Origin of the sequence: Mycobacterium sp. 5-140-3-2, assembly GCF_035666375.1 — a bacterium.
GTDB classification, from domain to species: Bacteria; Actinomycetota; Actinomycetes; order Mycobacteriales; family Mycobacteriaceae; genus Mycobacterium; species Mycobacterium intracellulare.
In genome coordinates this window covers 5,255,091-5,271,910 of sequence record NZ_CP142025.1, presented here as the reverse complement: position 1 = coordinate 5,271,910, position 16,820 = coordinate 5,255,091, and the positions used below count along the sequence as shown (strand labels likewise).

Sequence of the window (16,820 nt, the reverse complement as noted above, 5' to 3'; positions counted from 1 at the left end):
ATGCTCCGGGTGGTCGACCTGTCGAGCGCGCCGGAGGGCGGCGCGGCGTCGCCGCCCGGCGTGATCATCGCCGTCGGCTCGGCCGACGACATCGCTAGGGCCGGAACCTGGCTTGACGCAGCGACTTTCACGCTGACCGAGGACGCCTGCGCCGACCGCCGGGTCATCACCGTCGATTCCGTGTCCGACGCGCTGGTCGAGCTGACCGATCGCTGTCGACGTTGGCCGCACGCCGGCGGGATCTGTGACGACGTATTGCGCGCGGTGGATCCCGAGGGGCCGACGCTGGCCGGGGTGGTGGCCGAGTCGCTGGGGTATTCAACGCTGCAGTCCGGCCCGGAGTTCGCGCGGTGGCTACAGGAGCGCGGCCGGGTCCGCATGCCCGACATCGCCGACCCGGTACTGGCGGACCGTGACGGCGACATCCTGCGCATCGCCTTCAACCGGCCGCAGCGCCACAACGCGTTCTCCACCGACGCCCGCGCGGCGCTGTTGGAGGCGCTGTCCGTCGCGCAGCTGGATCCCTCGGTCACCGGCATCGTGTTGAGCGGCAACGGCCCATCGTTTTGCAGCGGTGGAGATCTCGCCGAATTCGGCACCTTCGCCGACCCGGCGAGTGCCCACCTCGCCCGCACCCGGCACAGCCCCGCCCTCGCGCTCGACGCGCTGACCGCGCGACTCGGCCGCGCGTGCCGCGCCGAGGTGCACGGCCGGGTGATGGGCAGCGGACTGGAGATGGCCGCGTTTTGCGGGTGGGTCACCGCCCGCGGCGACGCGGTGTTCGGGCTACCGGAATTGGCGCTCGGCCTGATCCCCGGCGCCGGCGGCACCGTCAGCGTCGCCCGGCGGATAGGCCGGTGGCGCACGGCGTATCTCGTGCTGTCCGGCCACACCGTGGACGCCGAGACCGCGTTGGCCTGGGGGTTGGTGGACGAGGCCTAGCGATCGCGCCGCGGCACGCTCGACGTGGCCCGGGTTCGGCGTCAGAAGCCCGAATACGTGGTCGTGGTCGTCGAGGGCAGATGGGAGACGACCAGCACCCCGGCGACGACGTAGATCAGCACGAAGATCACCGCCGCGACGACGCCCACGATGGCGCCGATGATGGCCCACTTCTTGGCGTTGTTGGCCGCCTCGTGCGCCTCGGCGTAGCGGCCCTGCGCCCACAGCCCGGAGACCTTGTTGGAGTACACAATCGAGACGATCCCCAGCGGCAGGCAGCACAGCACCGTGCACAGGATCGCCCAGACCAGATAGTTCTCGGGTTCCGGCTGGCCCTGCCAGCCCGGCTGGGCCGCGGGCCATCCCGCGGGCGGCTGACCCGGCCACGCCGGCGGCGGCTGCGGCGGATACCCCGGCGGCGGCTGACCTTGCCAGTCCGGCGGCGGTTGGCCTTGCCATTCCGGTTGTTGCCCTTGCCATTCCGGTTGTTGCCCGGGCCATTCAGGCGAACCGCCGGGCGGCGCGGGAGGATAACTCATGGCGGCTGCCTTTCCCTTTGGTTCGGAAGTCAGGCAAATATACTCCCAAACGCCGTTCTGCCGCCGCGCGATTGACAAGCCCGCGTCAGATCCCGCCGCGGGTCACCAGTTGCCGGGCGATCACATTGCGCTGGATCTCGTTGGTGCCTTCACCGACGATCATCAACGGCGCGTCCCGAAAGTAGCGTTCGACGTCGTACTCGGTGGAATAGCCGTAGCCGCCGTGGATTCGCACCGCGTTCAGCGCGATCTCCATCGCCACCTCGGAGGCGAACAGCTTGGCCATCCCGGCTTCCATGTCACAGCGTTCACCGCTGTCGTAGCGCTCGGCGGCGTAGCGGGTGAGCTGGCGGGCGGCGGTGAGTTTGGTCGCCATGTCGGCCAGGTAATTGCCCACCGACTGGTGCTGCCAGATCGGCTGCCCGAAGCTCTCCCGCTGCTGGGCGTAGGCCAGCGCATCCTCGAGCGCGGCGGTGGCCACGCCCAGGGCGCGCGCCGCCACCTGGATGCGGCCCGTCTCGAGTCCCTTCATCATCTGTGAAAAGCCCTCGCCCGCAACGCCACCCAGTATCGCCGTTTCCGGCACCCGGTAATTGTCGAAGGACAGCTCGCAGGACTCCACGCCCTTGTAGCCCAGCTTGGGCAGGTCCCGCGACACCGTCAGCCCCGGCCCGTGCTCGACGAGCACGATCGAGATGCCCGTGTGGCGCGGCTTGGCGTTCGGGTCGGTCTTGCACAACAGGGCGATCAGCCCGGAGCGGCGGGCGTTGCTGATCCAGGTCTTGGACCCGTTGATCACCAGGCCGCCCGCGTCGTCGCTCAGGGCGGTGGTCGCCATGTTCTGCAGGTCCGAGCCGCCGCCGGGCTCGGTCAATGCCATGGTGGCGCGCACCTCGCCGCCGGCCATCGGCGGCAGGTAGGTCCGTTTCTGCTCCTCGGTGCCGAACAGCGTCAGCAGCTTGGCGACCACGGTGTGCCCGCCCATCGCGCCGGCCAGGCTCATCCAGCCCCGCGCCAGTTCCTCGGTGACCCGCACGTAGCAGGGCATGGACACCGGCGAGCCGCCGTACTCCTCGGGCACGGCCAGCCCGTAGATGCCGATCCGCTTCATCTGCTCGATCCACGCCTCGGGATAGGTATTGGCGTGTTCGGTCTCGCGCACGCTCGGCTTGACCTCGCGGTCGATGAACGCCCGCACCGTCGCGACCAGCATGTCCTCTTCGTCGTTCACCTATGAGCACCTCGTCGATTCGCGCCGAACGTCGACTTGCTGGGGAAAATCGGCACCAGCAGGTCGACGTTGGGCCTGATCCGGATTGACCCTCGATTCCACAGCCTGCCAGCATGTGGCGTTGTGACTAGTGACGGGTATGCGCGGATTCGCGAGGGTGGGCCGTACTTCGACGACCTCTCGGTGGGGCAGGTGTTCGACTGGGCGCCGTCGATGACGCTGTCGTCCGGCCTGGCGGGCGCGCACCAGGCGATCGTTGGCGACCGGCTGCGCCTGGCGCTCGACGCCGATCTGTGTGGGGCGGTGACGGGGCTGCCCGCCCCGCTGGCCCACCCGGGGTTGGTGTGTGACGTGGCGATCGGCCAGTCGACGCTGGTGACCCAGCGGGTCAAGGCCAACCTGTTCTATCGCGGCCTGGTGTTTCACCGGTTCCCCGTCATCGGCGATTCCCTCTACACCCGCACCGAAGTGGTTGGGCTGCGGGCCAATTCACCCAAGCCGGGCCGGGCCCCGACGGGCTTGGTGGCGCTGCGGATGATCACGATCGACCAGGCCGACCAGTTGGTACTCGACTTCTACCGTTGCGGGATGCTGCCCGCCGGACCGGATTTCGATGCCGACAACGCACCGCACGACGATCTGTCCACCATCGGCGCCGACGTGCCCGGCCCGGCCCACGATCCCACCGCGCAATGGGACGGTGAGGTTTTCCGCACCAAGGTGCCCGGGCCGCACTTCGATCCCGCTCTGGCGGGATCGGTGCTGCACAGCACCGCCGACGTCGTCACCAATGCCCCCGAGCTCGCCCGGCTCACCCTGAATATCGCTGCGACCCATCATGATTCGCGGGTCGGCGGGCGCCGGCTGGTGTACGGCGGACACACCATCGGGCTGGCGCTCGCGCAGGCCGGCAGGCTGCTGCCCAATCTGGTGACGGTGCTGGGCTGGGAGTCGTGCGATCACACAGGTCCCGTACACGAGGGCGACACCCTCTACAGCGAGCTGCACATCGAATCCGCCGAGCCGACCGAGCATGGGGGAGTGCTCGGGTTGCGGTCGCTGGTGTATGCCGCCGGTGACGCGGAGGGCGGGCCGGACCGGCCGGTGCTGGATTGGCGGTTTCGCGCGCTGCAGTTCTAACGACGATGCGCGCCACGAGCACAATGGGGGGCGTGAGCTCGGCCGCAACCGCCTGGGGAAGCAGCGGGCTGGCCTACCTGACCGGCCCGCCCGACGGACCCGCCGACTTCTCCCGCGCCCGCGTGCTGTCCCGCGCGCACGAGGTGGCCGCGGCGATCGGCGGCCGCTGGGGCATCGACGTCGACGCGGCCGGGCTGCTGACCGGCCGGGCCGCCCTGCGGGGCCTGACCCGCGCCGGCCGGGTGTCGCCCGGCGGCGCCACCCGCCTGCTCGCGGCGCGGGACGGCTGGTGCGCGCTCACCCTCTCCCGCGCCGACGACCTCGCCGCCGTCCCGGCGCTCCTGCAGGTCGACGACGCCGCGGTCGACCCGTGGCCGCAGCTGCGACGGTGGGCCGCCACCCGTGCGGTCCCCGACATCGTCGAGCGGGCGGCGCTGCTCGACATCCCGGCGGCGGGCCTGGGCGAGGCGACGGCCGCGCCGCCGCACACACGCCGCATCGGACCGCCGGCGCCACCGCGCGCGCCGCGGGGGATGCTGGTGGCCGATCTGTCCTCGATGTGGGCGGGCCCGCTGTGCGGTCGGCTGCTGGCCCACGCCGGGGCGACGGTCGTCAAGGTCGAAAGCCCTCGCCGCCCGGACGGAACCCGCGCCGGGGACCGAACCTTCTTCGACTGGATGAACCACGAAAAGCTGTGCTATGGCATCGATTTCGACAGCCAGACCGACGAATTACGCGAGCTCCTCACGGTCAGCGACGTCGTCATCGAGGGCTCCCGCCCGGCCGGGCTGGCGCGCCGGGGCCTCGGGCCCGACGACGTCGCGCCACGACCGGGCCGAATCTGGTTGCAGATCACCGCCTATGACGGGCGCCGGCCGGGATTCGGGGACGACGCCGCCGTCGGCGGCGGCCTGGTCGGGACCAGCGCCGAGGGGCCGGTGTTCTGCGGCGACGCCATCGCCGACCCGCTGACCGGCCTGCAGGCGGCGCTGGCGGTGGCCGAATCCCTGGCGCGCGGCGGCGGCGAATTGATCCGCCTCTCCATGGCGGCCGTCGCCGCGACCTACGCGGCGCTGCCCACGGGGCCCTCGGAGTCGCCCGCGCCGGTGTCACCGCCGCTAATGCCGCCGGCGGCGCCACCCGCGTCCGGGCTGGGCGCCGACAACGCGGCGGTGCGCCACCTCGTCGGCCAAAGACGTTGCCCGTCATGCTGATTCGTCAGGCGACCCTGCTGGATGGGACCGTGACCGACATCCGCGTTGGCGCGCAGATCGAGGAGATGGCGCCCTCGGGCGAGGGTCTGACCCCGCGGGCTGGCGAGGGCGTGCTGTACGCGGGCGGCGGAACCGTGCTGCCCGGGCTGCACGACCACCACGTGCACCTGCGCTCGGCGGCCTCGGCGCTCGATTCGTTCTTCGTCGGACCGCCCGGGGTCAGCACCGAAGCCGAGCTCACCCAGTTGCTGGCGAACGCCACGCCCGGGCCCGACGGGTGGATTCGCGCCGTCGGCTACCACGATTCGGTCGCCGGGGAACTCGACCGGACCGCTCTGGACGCGATGGTCCGCAGCGTGCCCGTGCGCATCCAGCACCGCAGCGGCGCGTTGTGGATCCTCAACTCCGAGGCGCTGGGCCGGATCGGCCTGGCCGAACACCCCGACGGGCGACTGCGCAGCGCCGACGACGGCTGGTCGCAGGCCCTGGACCGACGCGAAACCGACCTCGCCGAACTCAGCCGCCGCATCACGGCGACCGGCGTCACCGGGGTCACCGACGCCACCCCCGACCTCGACGCCGACGACAGGGCCTTGCTGGCGGCGGCGCACGGCCGCGGCGAGTTCCGGCCACGGGTCAGCTTCCTGTCCCCGGGCAAGAAAATCCTGCACGACGACCGCCTCAACCTCGACGGCCTCACGGAATGGATTGCCGGCCAGCACAACACGGGCCAACCGGTCGCCGTGCACTGCGTGACCGCGGCCCAGCTGGTGGTGACCATCGCCGCCCTGCGCGCGGCCGGCGGCCACCCGCAGGACCGCATCGAACACGCCGCGGTGGTGCCCGACGACAACGTGGCCGACCTCGCCGAGCTCGGGGTCACCGTGGTCACCCAGCCCAACTTCGTCGCCGAGCGCGGCGATCAGTACCTCGCCGAGGTTTCCGCCGCCGAGCACGATCAGCTGTGGCGCGTCGCGGCGCTGCGCGACGCGGGCGTGCCGGTCGCGCTGTCCACCGACATGCCGTTCGGCCACGGCGACCCGTGGACGGCGATGCGCGCCGCGGTGCACCGCACCACACCGAGCGGTGCCGTTCTGGGCGCCGACGAATGTGTCTCGCCGTCAACGGCTTTGACGATGTTTCTGGGCTGCGCGGATCGACCGGACCGGGTGCGCGCGGTGCGCACCGGGCAGCCGGGCGACCTGTGCGTGCTCAGCGAGCCACCGGCGACGGCGCTGGCCGAGCTGGACGCCGGCATGGTGGCCGCCACCGTCATCGGCGGCGAGCTGGTGTACTTCGCGATGTGACCCGGCGGTCAGGACGCCGGGGCGAGCGCGGCGCGCAGGATGTCGCATTGGCTGCCGAAGAACTGTTGTGACACTTGAAGTTTCGGCGCGATCAGGTCGAACCCGTGGAAGGCGCCGGGAACGATCTCGACCTGGCACGGCACCCCGGCGGCTTTCAGCCGTTCGGCGTAGGCCAGGTCTTCGTCGTGGAACAGGTCATGGGTGCCCACACCGATCCATGCCGGGGGCAGCCCGCTCAGGTCGTCGCGCCGGGCGGGCACCGCGACCTGCGGGTCCGCGCCGCCCAGGTATGCGGCCCAACCGAATCGGTTGCTGCGGTTGTCCCAGAGCCGGTAGTTCGCGCTGGGCTCGGTCGCCGAACTGCGGTCGTCGAGCATGGGATAGGTCAGCAGCTGGAACGAGGGGCTCACCTCGGCGCGGTCGCGGGCCAGCAGGGCCAGGGCCGCGGCGAGGCCACCGCCGGCGCTGGCACCCCCGATGGCCACCCGGTACCGGTCCACCGACGGCAGCCCGGCGAGCCAGGTCAGCGCCGCGTAGCAGTCTTCCAGCGGTGCGGGGTACGGATGTTCGGGCGCCAGGCGGTATTCCACCGACGCCACGGTGATGCCCAGCCGCCTGCTGAACCCGCTGCACAACCGGTCGTCCTGCTGGGCGGTGCCGATCACGTATCCGCCGCCGTGAATCCACAGCAGCGCGGGCGTCGGCTCGCTGACACCGGCGGGCCGGAACAGCCGGACGCCGGCCCCGGACTCGAGGGTGATCACCTCGACGTCGCGGACGGGCTTGCCCAGCCGCGCCCGCCAGTCCATCGCCGCCCGCATGATGGGCAGGGTGCGTGGGCCGACGAGCCGCCGGGGAGCGAAGCGGGCGAGTTTTTGCAGGTCAGGATGAACAGCGTCGTTCGTCACCGATCCAGTATCACCGACGGGGAAAATGAAGGGACCGCTATCGGTGTTCTGCCGTTCATGACACGAGGAGGCCGCGTGCCCGCAAACGTCCCCCACCTCGCCACGCGATTGGTCGACACGACGCTCGGGATGCTTCGGGTCCAGGTGAGTGGCGGAACCGGTCCCGCGGTCCTCATGTGGCCGAGCCTGCTGATGACGGGCGACCTGTGGGCCGGGCAGGCCGCCCGGTTCGGCGACAGCCATCGCCTGGTGCTCGTCGACCCGCCCGGCCACGGCAGCAGCGCGCCGCTGAGCGGGCCCTTCAGCTTCGCCGACTGCGCGCGCTGCGTCGTCGACCTGCTGGACGGGCTCGGCATCGACCGCGCCCACTTCGTGGGCAACTCCTGGGGCGGGATGATCGGCGGCACCTTCGCCGCGCTGCACCCCGAACGGCTCGACCGCGCCGTGCTGATGAATTGCACCGCCTCCAAAGCCGGTGTCGCACAAAAGATTCAGTACGCCGCCATGCTGTGGCTGGCGAGACTGCTCGGCGGCATCCGGCCGCCGCTGACCCGGTCGGGCATCCGCGCCTTCCTGGGCCCGACCACGCTGCGCACCCGCCCGGACGTGGTCGAGGCCGTGCGGACGAACGTGGCTGCGGTGAACGCCGATTCGGTCCGCTGGGCGGTGCGCAGCGTGGTCTCGGCCCGGCCCGATCAGCACGCCCTGCTGGCGCGCGTCACGGCGCCGGTGCTGGTGGTCGCCGGCGCGGAAGACGCCACCTTCCCGGTGGCCGAAACCCGGGCCATGGCCGAGTCGATCCCTACCGCGTCCTTCACCGTCCTGGACGGGGTCGCGCACCTCGCGGCGCTCGAGGACCCCGCCCGGGTGAACGCGCTGCTGGAGTCGTTTCTGTTCGGGTGACGCGGCGCCGCTATCGAACCGAAACACGCGTTGCCACGTAGCCCTAACGGGCCCGTGCAGGGCCCACAAGGCAGTGGATTAACCGAACCGCGATCGGGGTATCGGTGCAATGCTGGCGAACGTGCTTGCCGTCAGCTTGTGGGGTTTGTCGGCTCGTGTTCGCTACGTCCCGCCTGGGGCCGCGCGTCGCAGGCCGCCCGATCGGCCGCGACGCGAGGGGCGAGACATGCTGGGGCAGCTATACGATCGGGCACTCGGCGGGGAGCGATGTTGGATCCGCCATGACGACGGCGAACTGCGGCCGCTGCCGGCGCACCGCTGGTTGGGCGTGCGATGTCCCCCCGACGGCTCAGGCGGATCCGGTGACGCCGTCGACGAGGTTTTCGACGAGGCCGTCACCCAGATGTGCACCGGGCCGACCATCGAGCTGGGCTGCGGTCCGGGGCGGTTGGTGGCGAGACTGATCCAGCGGGGCATCCCCGCACTCGGTATCGACCGATCCGCGACCGCGATCCAGCTGGCGGGCCGGGGCGGTGCGCCGGCCCTGTTGGGTGACGTGTTCGAGGAGCTGCCCGGAACGGGCTTGTGGCAGACGGTGTTACTGGTCGACGGCAACGTCGGGCTCGGTGGAGACCCGCTGCGGATTCTCGCGCGCGCCTTCGAGTTGTTGGCCCGCGGCGGCCGTTGCATCGCCGAATTCGAAGCCGAGACCATCGGCATCCGGTCGCGCTGGGTCCGCCTCGAGTCGTCGTGCGAGGTCGGGCCCTGGTTTCGCTGGGCCACCGTCGGGGTGGACAGCGCCGCCGCGCTGGCCGCGCAGGTGGGGCTGACGCTGACCGGCGTCCGCCTGATCGGCGACCGGGTGATCGCCAGCCTGGCGGCGGTCTGAGCGTGTCGCGCGCAGCTAAATCAGGCGCACGTAGCGAACCGCCAAATGCGTTCCAAACAGGGTGAATAACCCCGTCAGCGACACCCCTGGGCAAAGCGTGAGCGCAACCATAGCCGGTTCTACGTAAACACCGGTTTCGGCGACCTGCCCGGGGGTACAGTTCCCGACATGACGGCGAACCGACCGGGTTTCACACCGTGGATGAAGTGGTTGCTGCGGGCCGGTCCCGCCGACTATGCGCTGGCGCTGAGCGTGGCCGGGGCGTCGCTGCCGGTTGTCGGCAAACACCTCGAGCCGCTGGCCGGCATCACCGCCATGGGCGTGTGGGGCGCGCGGCACGCACCCGAGGCGATCTCCGCGGCGAAAAAGGACTGGTTCACGCCGGGGATCAACGACGCGCGGCGCCGGGACCGTGAGAGCACGCGGCAGGTCTCCCTCGCGGCGTTGCGGGGGGTCGTGTCGGCGGCGGACCTCGAGATGGATTGGCCGGCGGCCGAACGGACACCGCCGATCTGGGACGGCCTGCGCCAGCGGCGCCACCTTTATCGCCGGGGCGTCCACTACGGGGACCACCCCGCACAGGTGCTCGACGTCTGGCGCCGCAAAGACCTGCCCGCGCAACCCGCGCCGGTCCTGATCTTCCTGCCGGGCGGCGCCTGGGTGCACGGCAGGTGCATGGGTCAGGGGTCCGCGCTGATGTCGCGGCTGGCCGAGCAGGGGTGGGTGTGCCTGGCGGTCGACTACCGCGTCGCGCCACACCACCGCTGGCCGCGCCACATCGTCGACGTCAAAACCGCCATCGCGTGGGCGCACGCCAACGTCGACAAGTTCGGCGGCGACCGCAATTTCGTTGCGATAGCGGGGTGTTCGGCCGGCGGCCACCTGTGCGCGCTGGCCGGGCTGACCCCCGACGACCCGGAGTACCGGGCGAAGCTGCCCGAGGGTGCGGACACGTCGGTGGACGCGGTCGTCGGAATCTATGGCCGGTACGACTGGGAGGACCGCTCCACGCCGGAGCGCGCCCGGTTCGTCGAATTCCTGGAACGGGTCGTGGTGAGAAAGTCGATCGCCCGTCATCCCGAAGTATTCCGGGCCGCCTCGCCGATCGCCCGAGTGCACCGTAATGCGCCGCCCTTCCTCGTGATTCACGGCAGCAAGGACAGCGTCATCCCGGTGGAGCAGGCGCGCAGCTTCGTCGAGCGGCTGCGGACGGTGTCGCATTCGACGGTGGGCTACCTGGAGTTGCCGGGCGCGGGCCACGGATACGACCTCATCGACGGCGAGCGCGCCGGCGCGGCGGCACACGTCGCCTCCCTGTTCCTCAACCAGGTTTATCGCACCAAGACACGGATCGGGGCAAAAGAGGTTATCTGAGCCGGCGCCGCTGAGTATGGTCCCTCTATGGGTAAGGGGCAGCGGTGAAGAGGCTTAGCGGCTGGGACTCGGTGCTGCTGTACAGCGAAACGCCGAACGTGCACATGCACACCATCAAAGCCGCCGTCATCGAACTGGACGTTGATCGGCGTTCCCTGGACGTCGACGCGTTCCGGCAAGTCATCGCCGGCCGGCTGAACAAGCTCGATCCGTTCTGCTACCAGCTCATCGAGGTCCCCCTCAACTTCCACCACCCGATGTGGCGGGAAAACTGCGAGGTCGACCTCGACTATCACATCCGTCCCTGGCGAGTGTCGCCGCCCGGGGGCCGCCGCGAGCTGGACGAAGCCATCGGGCAAATCGCCAGCACCCCGCTCGACCGCAGCCGCCCGCTCTGGGAGATGTACTTCGTGGAAGGGTTGGCCAACAACAGGATTGCGGTCGTCGGCAAAATTCACCACGCGCTCGCCGACGGCGTCGCATCCGCGAATTTGTTGGCCCGCGGCATGGACCTGCAGCCGTGCCCGGACGGCGGACCGTACATGTGCGACCCACCCCCGACCACGCGGCAGCTCGTCGCCTCGGCGCTCGCCGACCACGTCCGCCACGTTGGGCGGCTGCCGCACACGATCCGCTACACCGCGCAGGGTTTGGGCCGGGTGCGCCGCAGCACACGCAAGTTCTCCCCGGAACTGACGCGGCCGTTCGAGCCGCCGCCGACGTTCATGAACCACAAGCTCACCCCGGAACGCCGGTTCGCCACCGCCACACTGGCCCTGGCCGACGTCAAGGAGACCGGCAAGCGGCTCGGGGCGACGATCAACGACATGGTGCTGGCCATGTCGACGGGCGCGTTGCGCACCCTGCTGTTGCGCTACGACGGCAAGGCCGAGCCGTTGTTGGCTTCGGTGCCAATGAGTTTCGACTTCTCGCCCGAGCGGATCTCCGGCAATCGTTTCACCGGCGTGCTGGTCGGCCTGCCGACCGATTCCGACGATCCGCTGGAGCGGGTGCGGTGCAGCCACGAGAACGCGATCGCCGCCAAGGAAAGCAACCAGCTGATGGGACCGGAGTTGGTCAGCCGGTGGGCGGCCTACATGCCGCCGGGCCCCACCCAGGCCTTCTTCCGGTGGGCGTCCGGCCGCGATGGCCACAACAAGATCCTCAACCTGAACATCTCCAACGTCCCCGGGCCGCGCGAGCGCGGCCGCGTGGGCGGTGCGCTGGTCACCGAGATCTATTCGGTGGGCCCGTTGACCGCCGGCAGTGGGCTCAACATCACCGTGTGGAGCTATGTCGATCAGCTCAACATCTCGGTGCTCGCCGACGGGGCCACGTGCGAGGACCCGCACGAGGTCACCGACGCCATGGTCAACGATTTCATCGAAATACGCAGGGCCGCAGGGATTTCGGAGAAGCTCACCACAATCGAAGCCGCGATGGCGCCGGCCTGACCGGGTCGGCACGGTCGCTGACCGCGCGCGGGCGGTAACCCGAATCTCGCCGGGCCGTTAACGCCATTCCCGTCGACCGTTACCATCGGTCCGACAAGTCAGTAGCGTGACGAACAAGGGAGCACCGTGAGCGAAGAGGCCAACGAACCCGAAGTCCTGGTCGAACAGCGGGACCGGATCCTCATCATCACGATCAACCGGCCGAAGGCCAAGAACGCGGTCAACTCCGCGGTGGCCAACGGCCTGGCCGCCGCCGTCGACCGGCTCGACGACGAACCCGGCCTGTCGGTCGGCATCCTCACCGGCGCGGGCGGCTCGTTCTGCGCGGGCATGGACCTCAAGGCCTTCGCCCGCGGCGAGCTCCCGATCGTCGAGGGCCGCGGCATGGGCTTCACCGAACGTCCGCCGGTCAAGCCGCTGATCGCGGCGGTCGAGGGCTACGCGCTGGCCGGCGGCACCGAGCTGGCGTTGGCGACCGACCTGATCGTGGCCTCCAAGGACTCGGCGTTCGGCATCCCGGAGGTCAAGCGCGGCCTGGTCGCCGGGGGCGGCGGGCTGCTGCGGCTGCCGCAACGCATCCCGTCCGCGATCGCCATGGAGCTGGCACTGACCGGTGAAAACCTGAGCGCCGAGCGCGCGCACGCGCTGGGAATGGTCAACGTCCTCGCCGAGCCCGGATCGGCGCTGGACGCGGCGATCGAGCTGGCCGAGAAGATCGCCGCGAACGGGCCGCTGGCGGTGGCCGCCACCAAGCAGATCATCGTCGAGTCCCGCGGCTGGAGCCCCGAGACCATGTTCGCCGAGCAGAACAAGCTGCTCGCCCCGGTGTTCTCCTCCAACGACGCCAAGGAGGGCGCGATCGCCTTCGCCGAGAAGCGCCCGCCCAAGTGGACGGGCACTTAATCGGTCAGGTAGCGCTGCAGCGTCGGCCCCAGCCGGCCGACCAGGTCCTCGATGCTGGTCGACGCGAGCGGCTCGATCTTCAGCTGGTAGCGCGCGAAGGCGAGCCCGGCCAGGTGGCTGGCCACCAGCTCGACCCGTAGCTCGGCATCGGCAACCCCGAATTCCGTCGCGACCCGCTCGGCGATCGGGCCGGCGAGGCTGTCGTGCAACACCTTTCGCGCCTCGGGGTGGATCGCCGCCGAACGCCACAGCGTCAGGAACGGCTCGAACACGGCGCCTTGTTCCCAGTGCTCGAGGAAGCGGCGCGCCAGCCGTTCGCCGACCCGTTCGGTCCCCTCGTCGAGCAGCGTGGCCAGCTGGTGCAACGGGTGCTCGGGACCGGTCAGCGTGGACGCGGTGAACAGACCTTCCTTGTTGCCGAAAAAGTAGTAGACCATCGCGACGTCCACACCGGCGTCGGCCGCGATTGCGCGGACGGTGGCCCGTTCGTACCCGTCGCGCATGAAGCGTTCGCGCGCCGCATCGATGATGCGCTGTCTGTTCACTTGGCCGGTGCGCCACCGGCCGGCGCGCCGCGCTGCTGGCATGCGCACCAGAATACTTCAACAAGCGTTGGCGAATGCCGTCGCGCGGCGTACCTTAGTTGTTGAACGAAGGTTGAAGTATTAGCTGAAGGAGGCCTTCAATGGTGACGAGGACGCGGCGACGCCTGTGGTGGCGCCACCTGATGTCGGTCCTGTTGTTCCCGGCGACGATGACGCTCGTGGTGCCGGCCCTGATCGTCGGCACGGCCGGCGTGCACGAGCCGCGCCTGGATGCCGCGCCGACGATCGCGCTGATCACGGTCGGCTGCGTGCTGATCGCCGCCGGCCTGGCCCTGATGATCTGGACGAATGTGCTGTTCGACCGGGTGGGCGAGGGGACGCTCGGGCTGGGCAACGTGATGGGGGAGCCGGTCCATCTGGTGGTGCGGGGCCCGTATCGGCACGTGCGGAACCCGATGATCACCGGCGTGCTGTGCATCCTGCTCGGCGAGGCGGCCATCATTGCATCGGGCCCGCTATTGCTTTGGTTCGCAATCTTTTTCACGTTCCAGGCCATCGCCATCCGGTTCTGGGAGGAACCCCATCTCGCCGAGCGCTACGGCCGTGAATACGTCGACTATCGAAGCAACGTGCCGCGCTGGATCCCGCGGGTCTCGGCCTGGGATCCGCCCGCCCGCTCCTGAGGCGGTGGCAAGCGCCGGCACCGATCGCAACTCGGGGTTCCCGTCCCACCGTTGCCGTCGAGGGACCCGCCGTGACCAGGGCGCCCGTCGCGCGGCAAGCTCGGCATCGAGGGACAATCCGGCTGAGTTACACTGCAGACGAGATTTGTAAAGGGCCGGGAATCCAGAAGGATCGAGGATGAGCATTTCGTTGCTGCTCGAGATGGCCGTGTCCGGCGACGCCGAGCGCACCGCGGTGGTGTCCGGCGATTTGCGGCTGACCACGCAGCAGCTCAGCGATCTTGCCGACGGCGGCGCGGGGGTGGTCGCGGCCTCGGGAGCCAAGCACCTGGTGTACGTGGGCACCGGCGGCGCGATGCTGCCGGTGTTGATCTTCGCCGCGGCGCGCGCCGGGGTGGCGTTCACGCCGATCAATTACCGGCTCTCCGCCGAGGGCATCCAGGCGCTGATCGAGCGGCTGCCCGAGCCGTTGGTGGTGGTCGACGGTCGCTACCGGGAGATGATCGGCGGCGTGTCGGACCGGGTGATGGTGTCCGACGACTTCCTCGACGCCGCCGGCGGTGCCGAGCCCGCGGCGGAATTCCCCGATCCGGACGCCGTCGCGATCGTGCTGTTCACGTCGGGCACCACCTCGCAGCCCAAGGCCGTCGAGCTCTCGCACAACAACCTGACCAGTTACGTCACCGGGACGGTGGAATTCGGGGCGGCCGCCGACACCGATGCCGCGCTGATCTGCGTGCCGCCGTACCACATCGCCGGGGTCAGCGCCGCGCTGTCGAATCTGTATGCCGGCCGCAAGATGGTGTACCTGCCCAATTTCGATGCGCAGGAATGGGTTCGGCTGATCAACACGGAGAACGTGACCACCGCGACGGTGGTGCCGACCATGCTCGACCGCATCGTCACGGTGCTGGAGAACGGGGACGGGCCGGCCATCGAGTTGCCGTCGCTGCGCAACCTCGCCTACGGCGGCTCCAAGGTCGGTTTGCCGCTGGTTCGCCGGGCCCTCGAGCTGCTGCCCGACGTGGGCTTCGTCAACGCCTACGGCCTGACCGAGACCAGCTCGACGATCGCGGTGCTGACACCCGACGACCATCGCGCGGCGCTGGCGGCGTCGACTCCGGAGGGCGCGCGGCGGCTGGGGTCGGTCGGGCAGGCGGTGGCGGGCATCGAGCTGCAGATCCGCGACGAGGCCGGCAACGTGCTGCCGCCGGGCGAGACCGGTGAGCTGTTCGTGCGGGGCGAGCAGGTCTCGGGCCGCTATACCGGGATCGGTTCGGTGCTCGACGAGAACGGCTGGTTCCCGACCAAGGACATCGCCATGCTCGACGACGAGGGCTACCTGTTCATCGGTGGGCGCAGCGACGACACGATCATCCGCGGCGGCGAGAACATCGCGCCCGCCGAACTCGAAGAGGTCCTGGTCGAGCACCCCCACGTGCGGGACGTCGCCGTGGTCGGGGTCGAGGATCCGCAGTGGGGCCAGGCGATCGTCGCGGTGGTGGTGCCGGCGCCGGGCGTCGACCCCGACCCCGCGGAACTGCGCGAATTCGTCCGCAAGAGTTTGCGCGGATCACGCACCCCCGACGAGGTAGTGTTTCGCGACGAGCTGCCCACCACCGCCACCGGCAAGGTGTTGCGGCGGGAGATCATCCAGACCCTCACGGAATTGCGCTCCGCGCCGGCCCAGCAGTAAGCGATCAAGGACGGAAATCAATGATCAAGAACGGAACTCGTCTCGCCAGCCAGGTATGCGACACCCAGGTGATCGTCGTCAGAAGCGCGGACAGCCTCGACGACCTGCGGTGTGGCGGTGCGCCGATGGTGCCGGTGGGCGCCGAGCGCTCGGGCGAACTGGACCCGGCGTTCTCCGACGGCACGGTCATGGGCAAGCGCTACGTGGACGAATCCGGCGCCGAGGTGCTGGTGACCAAGCCCGGCGCCGGAAGCCTGAGCATCGGGCAGACCGCGCTGCACCTCAAAGAGGTCAAGCCGCTACCCGCGAGCGACTGACGACGTCACTGCGAGCCGGCAGGCTTGCCCGGGATCTTGTTCCGGAGAACGAATTCCTTTGCCTTGATCAGGAATTCGAGCTGCTCACCCACTTGGTGTAGTGGGCCTGCGTTGCGGGTCGACCGCGACAGGACGATGGCGCCCTCCAGCGCGGAGATCGACATCACGGCCAGCGACGCGGCGTCAGCGTCGTCGAAGCCGTCATTGACGAACGCGCGGGTGAGCGCGGTGCACCAGCGGCCCAGGATCGCGCCGGCCTCGGTGGAGAGCTTGGGCCCGTCACCGTCGGAACACCCGATCGCCGCCGCCACCACCGGGCAGCCGGCGGTGAAGCCGCCCTCGGTGAGCAGCCGCTCCCAGTACCCGACGAACTCGGCCAACAACTCCCGGGCGCCGCGCCCGGCGGCGTCGTCGATCAGGGCGGTGATGGAGTCGCCGGAGTAGCGCAGCGCTTCGGTCAGGATCTGATTGCGCCCGTCGGGAAAGTGGTAGTAGACCGAGCCACGCGGGGCGCCACTGCGGGCGAGCACCGCGTCGATCGTCACGCCCGCGGCGCCGCGCTCACGCATCACCTCGGCGGCGCTGGCCAGCATTTTTGTCCGGGTGTCCCCGCGCTTCGTCGGGGCGTCACCGATAGTCGGCACTGTCGTACCTCCCGAGGCTGGCGTCATGCAGCGTGCGAGTGGCGCAGCGCCGGCCAGTGCATATGACGCGGGCTGAAGCGGAATGTCCGGCGCCGCAACTCTGGCATCTCGCGGGTGAATTGATAGCCGGC

The 16,820-nt window shown here is 70.0% G+C and carries 17 protein-coding genes; 12 read left to right on the top strand and 5 right to left on the bottom strand.

The window, feature by feature from the left end; all coding sequences use genetic code 11:
• The gene (locus P6281_RS24740; RefSeq protein WP_201358990.1) at positions 1-942 is read left to right on the top strand and encodes an enoyl-CoA hydratase/isomerase family protein; all 942 of its coding nucleotides are present in this window, start codon (positions 1-3) and stop codon (positions 940-942) included.
• A gap of 41 nt (positions 943-983) precedes the next feature.
• Here P6281_RS24740 and P6281_RS24735 read toward each other — a convergent pair whose 3' ends face one another.
• Entirely contained in the window at positions 984-1,481 is a 498-nt protein-coding gene (locus tag P6281_RS24735; RefSeq protein WP_008261870.1) for a CD225/dispanin family protein, read from the bottom strand.
• An 85-nt stretch (positions 1,482-1,566) separates the two neighbouring features.
• Positions 1,567-2,712, bottom strand: a complete 1,146-nt coding sequence (locus tag P6281_RS24730) for an acyl-CoA dehydrogenase family protein (protein WP_008261869.1) — start codon at positions 2,710-2,712, stop codon at positions 1,567-1,569.
• 123 nt (positions 2,713-2,835) lie between these two features.
• On the opposite strand from P6281_RS24730, the gene P6281_RS24725 reads away from it, so the two are divergent.
• The 3 genes from P6281_RS24725 to P6281_RS24715 are packed head-to-tail and all read left to right on the top strand — an operon-like array spanning position 2,836 to position 6,373.
• A complete protein-coding gene (locus tag P6281_RS24725; RefSeq protein ID WP_014386003.1) occupies positions 2,836-3,852 on the top strand; it encodes a MaoC family dehydratase in 1,017 nt (338 codons plus the stop codon).
• 23 nt (positions 3,853-3,875) lie between these two features.
• The gene (locus tag P6281_RS24720; protein WP_085318480.1) at positions 3,876-5,066 is read left to right on the top strand and encodes a CoA transferase; all 1,191 of its coding nucleotides are present in this window, start codon (positions 3,876-3,878) and stop codon (positions 5,064-5,066) included.
• Positions 5,060-6,373 carry an amidohydrolase family protein gene (locus tag P6281_RS24715; RefSeq protein ID WP_014386000.1) on the top strand — a complete coding sequence of 438 codons (1,314 nt, stop codon included), beginning with the start codon at positions 5,060-5,062 and terminating at the stop codon, positions 6,371-6,373. Before P6281_RS24720 ends, P6281_RS24715 begins: the two co-directional genes overlap by 7 nt.
• 8 nt (positions 6,374-6,381) lie before the next feature.
• On the opposite strand, the gene P6281_RS24710 is transcribed toward P6281_RS24715, so the two are convergent.
• Entirely contained in the window at positions 6,382-7,281 is a 900-nt protein-coding gene (locus P6281_RS24710) for an alpha/beta hydrolase (RefSeq protein WP_008261865.1), read from the bottom strand.
• 129 nt (positions 7,282-7,410) lie between these two features.
• Between P6281_RS24710 and P6281_RS24705 the strand changes: the two genes are divergently transcribed.
• From P6281_RS24705 to P6281_RS24685, 5 genes are all read left to right on the top strand, one after another.
• Positions 7,411-8,184, top strand: coding sequence for an alpha/beta fold hydrolase (locus P6281_RS24705; RefSeq protein WP_071196530.1), 774 nt, complete (start codon positions 7,411-7,413; stop codon positions 8,182-8,184).
• A 226-nt stretch (positions 8,185-8,410) separates the two neighbouring features.
• Positions 8,411-9,073, top strand: a complete 663-nt coding sequence (locus P6281_RS24700; protein WP_008261863.1) for an SAM-dependent methyltransferase — start codon at positions 8,411-8,413, stop codon at positions 9,071-9,073.
• A 168-nt stretch (positions 9,074-9,241) separates the two neighbouring features.
• Positions 9,242-10,447: an alpha/beta hydrolase gene (locus tag P6281_RS24695; protein WP_014385999.1), complete on the top strand. Its 1,206-nt coding sequence runs from the start codon at positions 9,242-9,244 to the stop codon at positions 10,445-10,447.
• A 44-nt stretch (positions 10,448-10,491) separates the two neighbouring features.
• On the top strand, positions 10,492-11,901 hold the full coding sequence (locus P6281_RS24690; protein ID WP_014385998.1) for a WS/DGAT/MGAT family O-acyltransferase: 1,410 nt from the start codon (positions 10,492-10,494) through the stop codon (positions 11,899-11,901).
• 126 nt (positions 11,902-12,027) lie between these two features.
• Complete coding sequence (locus tag P6281_RS24685; RefSeq protein WP_008261853.1) at positions 12,028-12,804, top strand: crotonase/enoyl-CoA hydratase family protein; 777 nt, start codon at positions 12,028-12,030, stop codon at positions 12,802-12,804.
• Here P6281_RS24685 and P6281_RS24680 read toward each other — a convergent pair.
• Positions 12,801-13,391 carry a TetR/AcrR family transcriptional regulator gene (locus P6281_RS24680; protein WP_008261850.1) on the bottom strand — a complete coding sequence of 197 codons (591 nt, stop codon included), beginning with the start codon at positions 13,389-13,391 and terminating at the stop codon, positions 12,801-12,803. The genes P6281_RS24685 and P6281_RS24680 overlap by 4 nt on opposite strands.
• Before the next feature lie 98 nt (positions 13,392-13,489).
• Between P6281_RS24680 and P6281_RS24675 the strand changes: the two genes are divergently transcribed.
• From P6281_RS24675 to P6281_RS24665, 3 genes are all read left to right on the top strand, one after another.
• On the top strand, positions 13,490-14,032 hold the full coding sequence (locus P6281_RS24675; protein ID WP_008261849.1) for a methyltransferase family protein: 543 nt from the start codon (positions 13,490-13,492) through the stop codon (positions 14,030-14,032).
• A 178-nt stretch (positions 14,033-14,210) separates the two neighbouring features.
• Positions 14,211-15,728 carry a class I adenylate-forming enzyme family protein gene (locus P6281_RS24670; protein WP_008261848.1) on the top strand — a complete coding sequence of 506 codons (1,518 nt, stop codon included), beginning with the start codon at positions 14,211-14,213 and terminating at the stop codon, positions 15,726-15,728.
• Positions 15,729-15,748: 20 nt separating this feature from the next.
• Positions 15,749-16,045 (top strand): hypothetical protein, encoded by a 297-nt coding sequence (locus tag P6281_RS24665; RefSeq protein ID WP_008261847.1) that lies wholly within the window; start codon positions 15,749-15,751, stop codon positions 16,043-16,045.
• A 5-nt stretch (positions 16,046-16,050) separates the two neighbouring features.
• On the opposite strand, the gene P6281_RS24660 is transcribed toward P6281_RS24665, so the two are convergent.
• Positions 16,051-16,716: a TetR/AcrR family transcriptional regulator gene (locus P6281_RS24660; protein ID WP_172417544.1), complete on the bottom strand. Its 666-nt coding sequence runs from the start codon at positions 16,714-16,716 to the stop codon at positions 16,051-16,053.
• Positions 16,717-16,820: the final 104 nt, after the last annotated feature.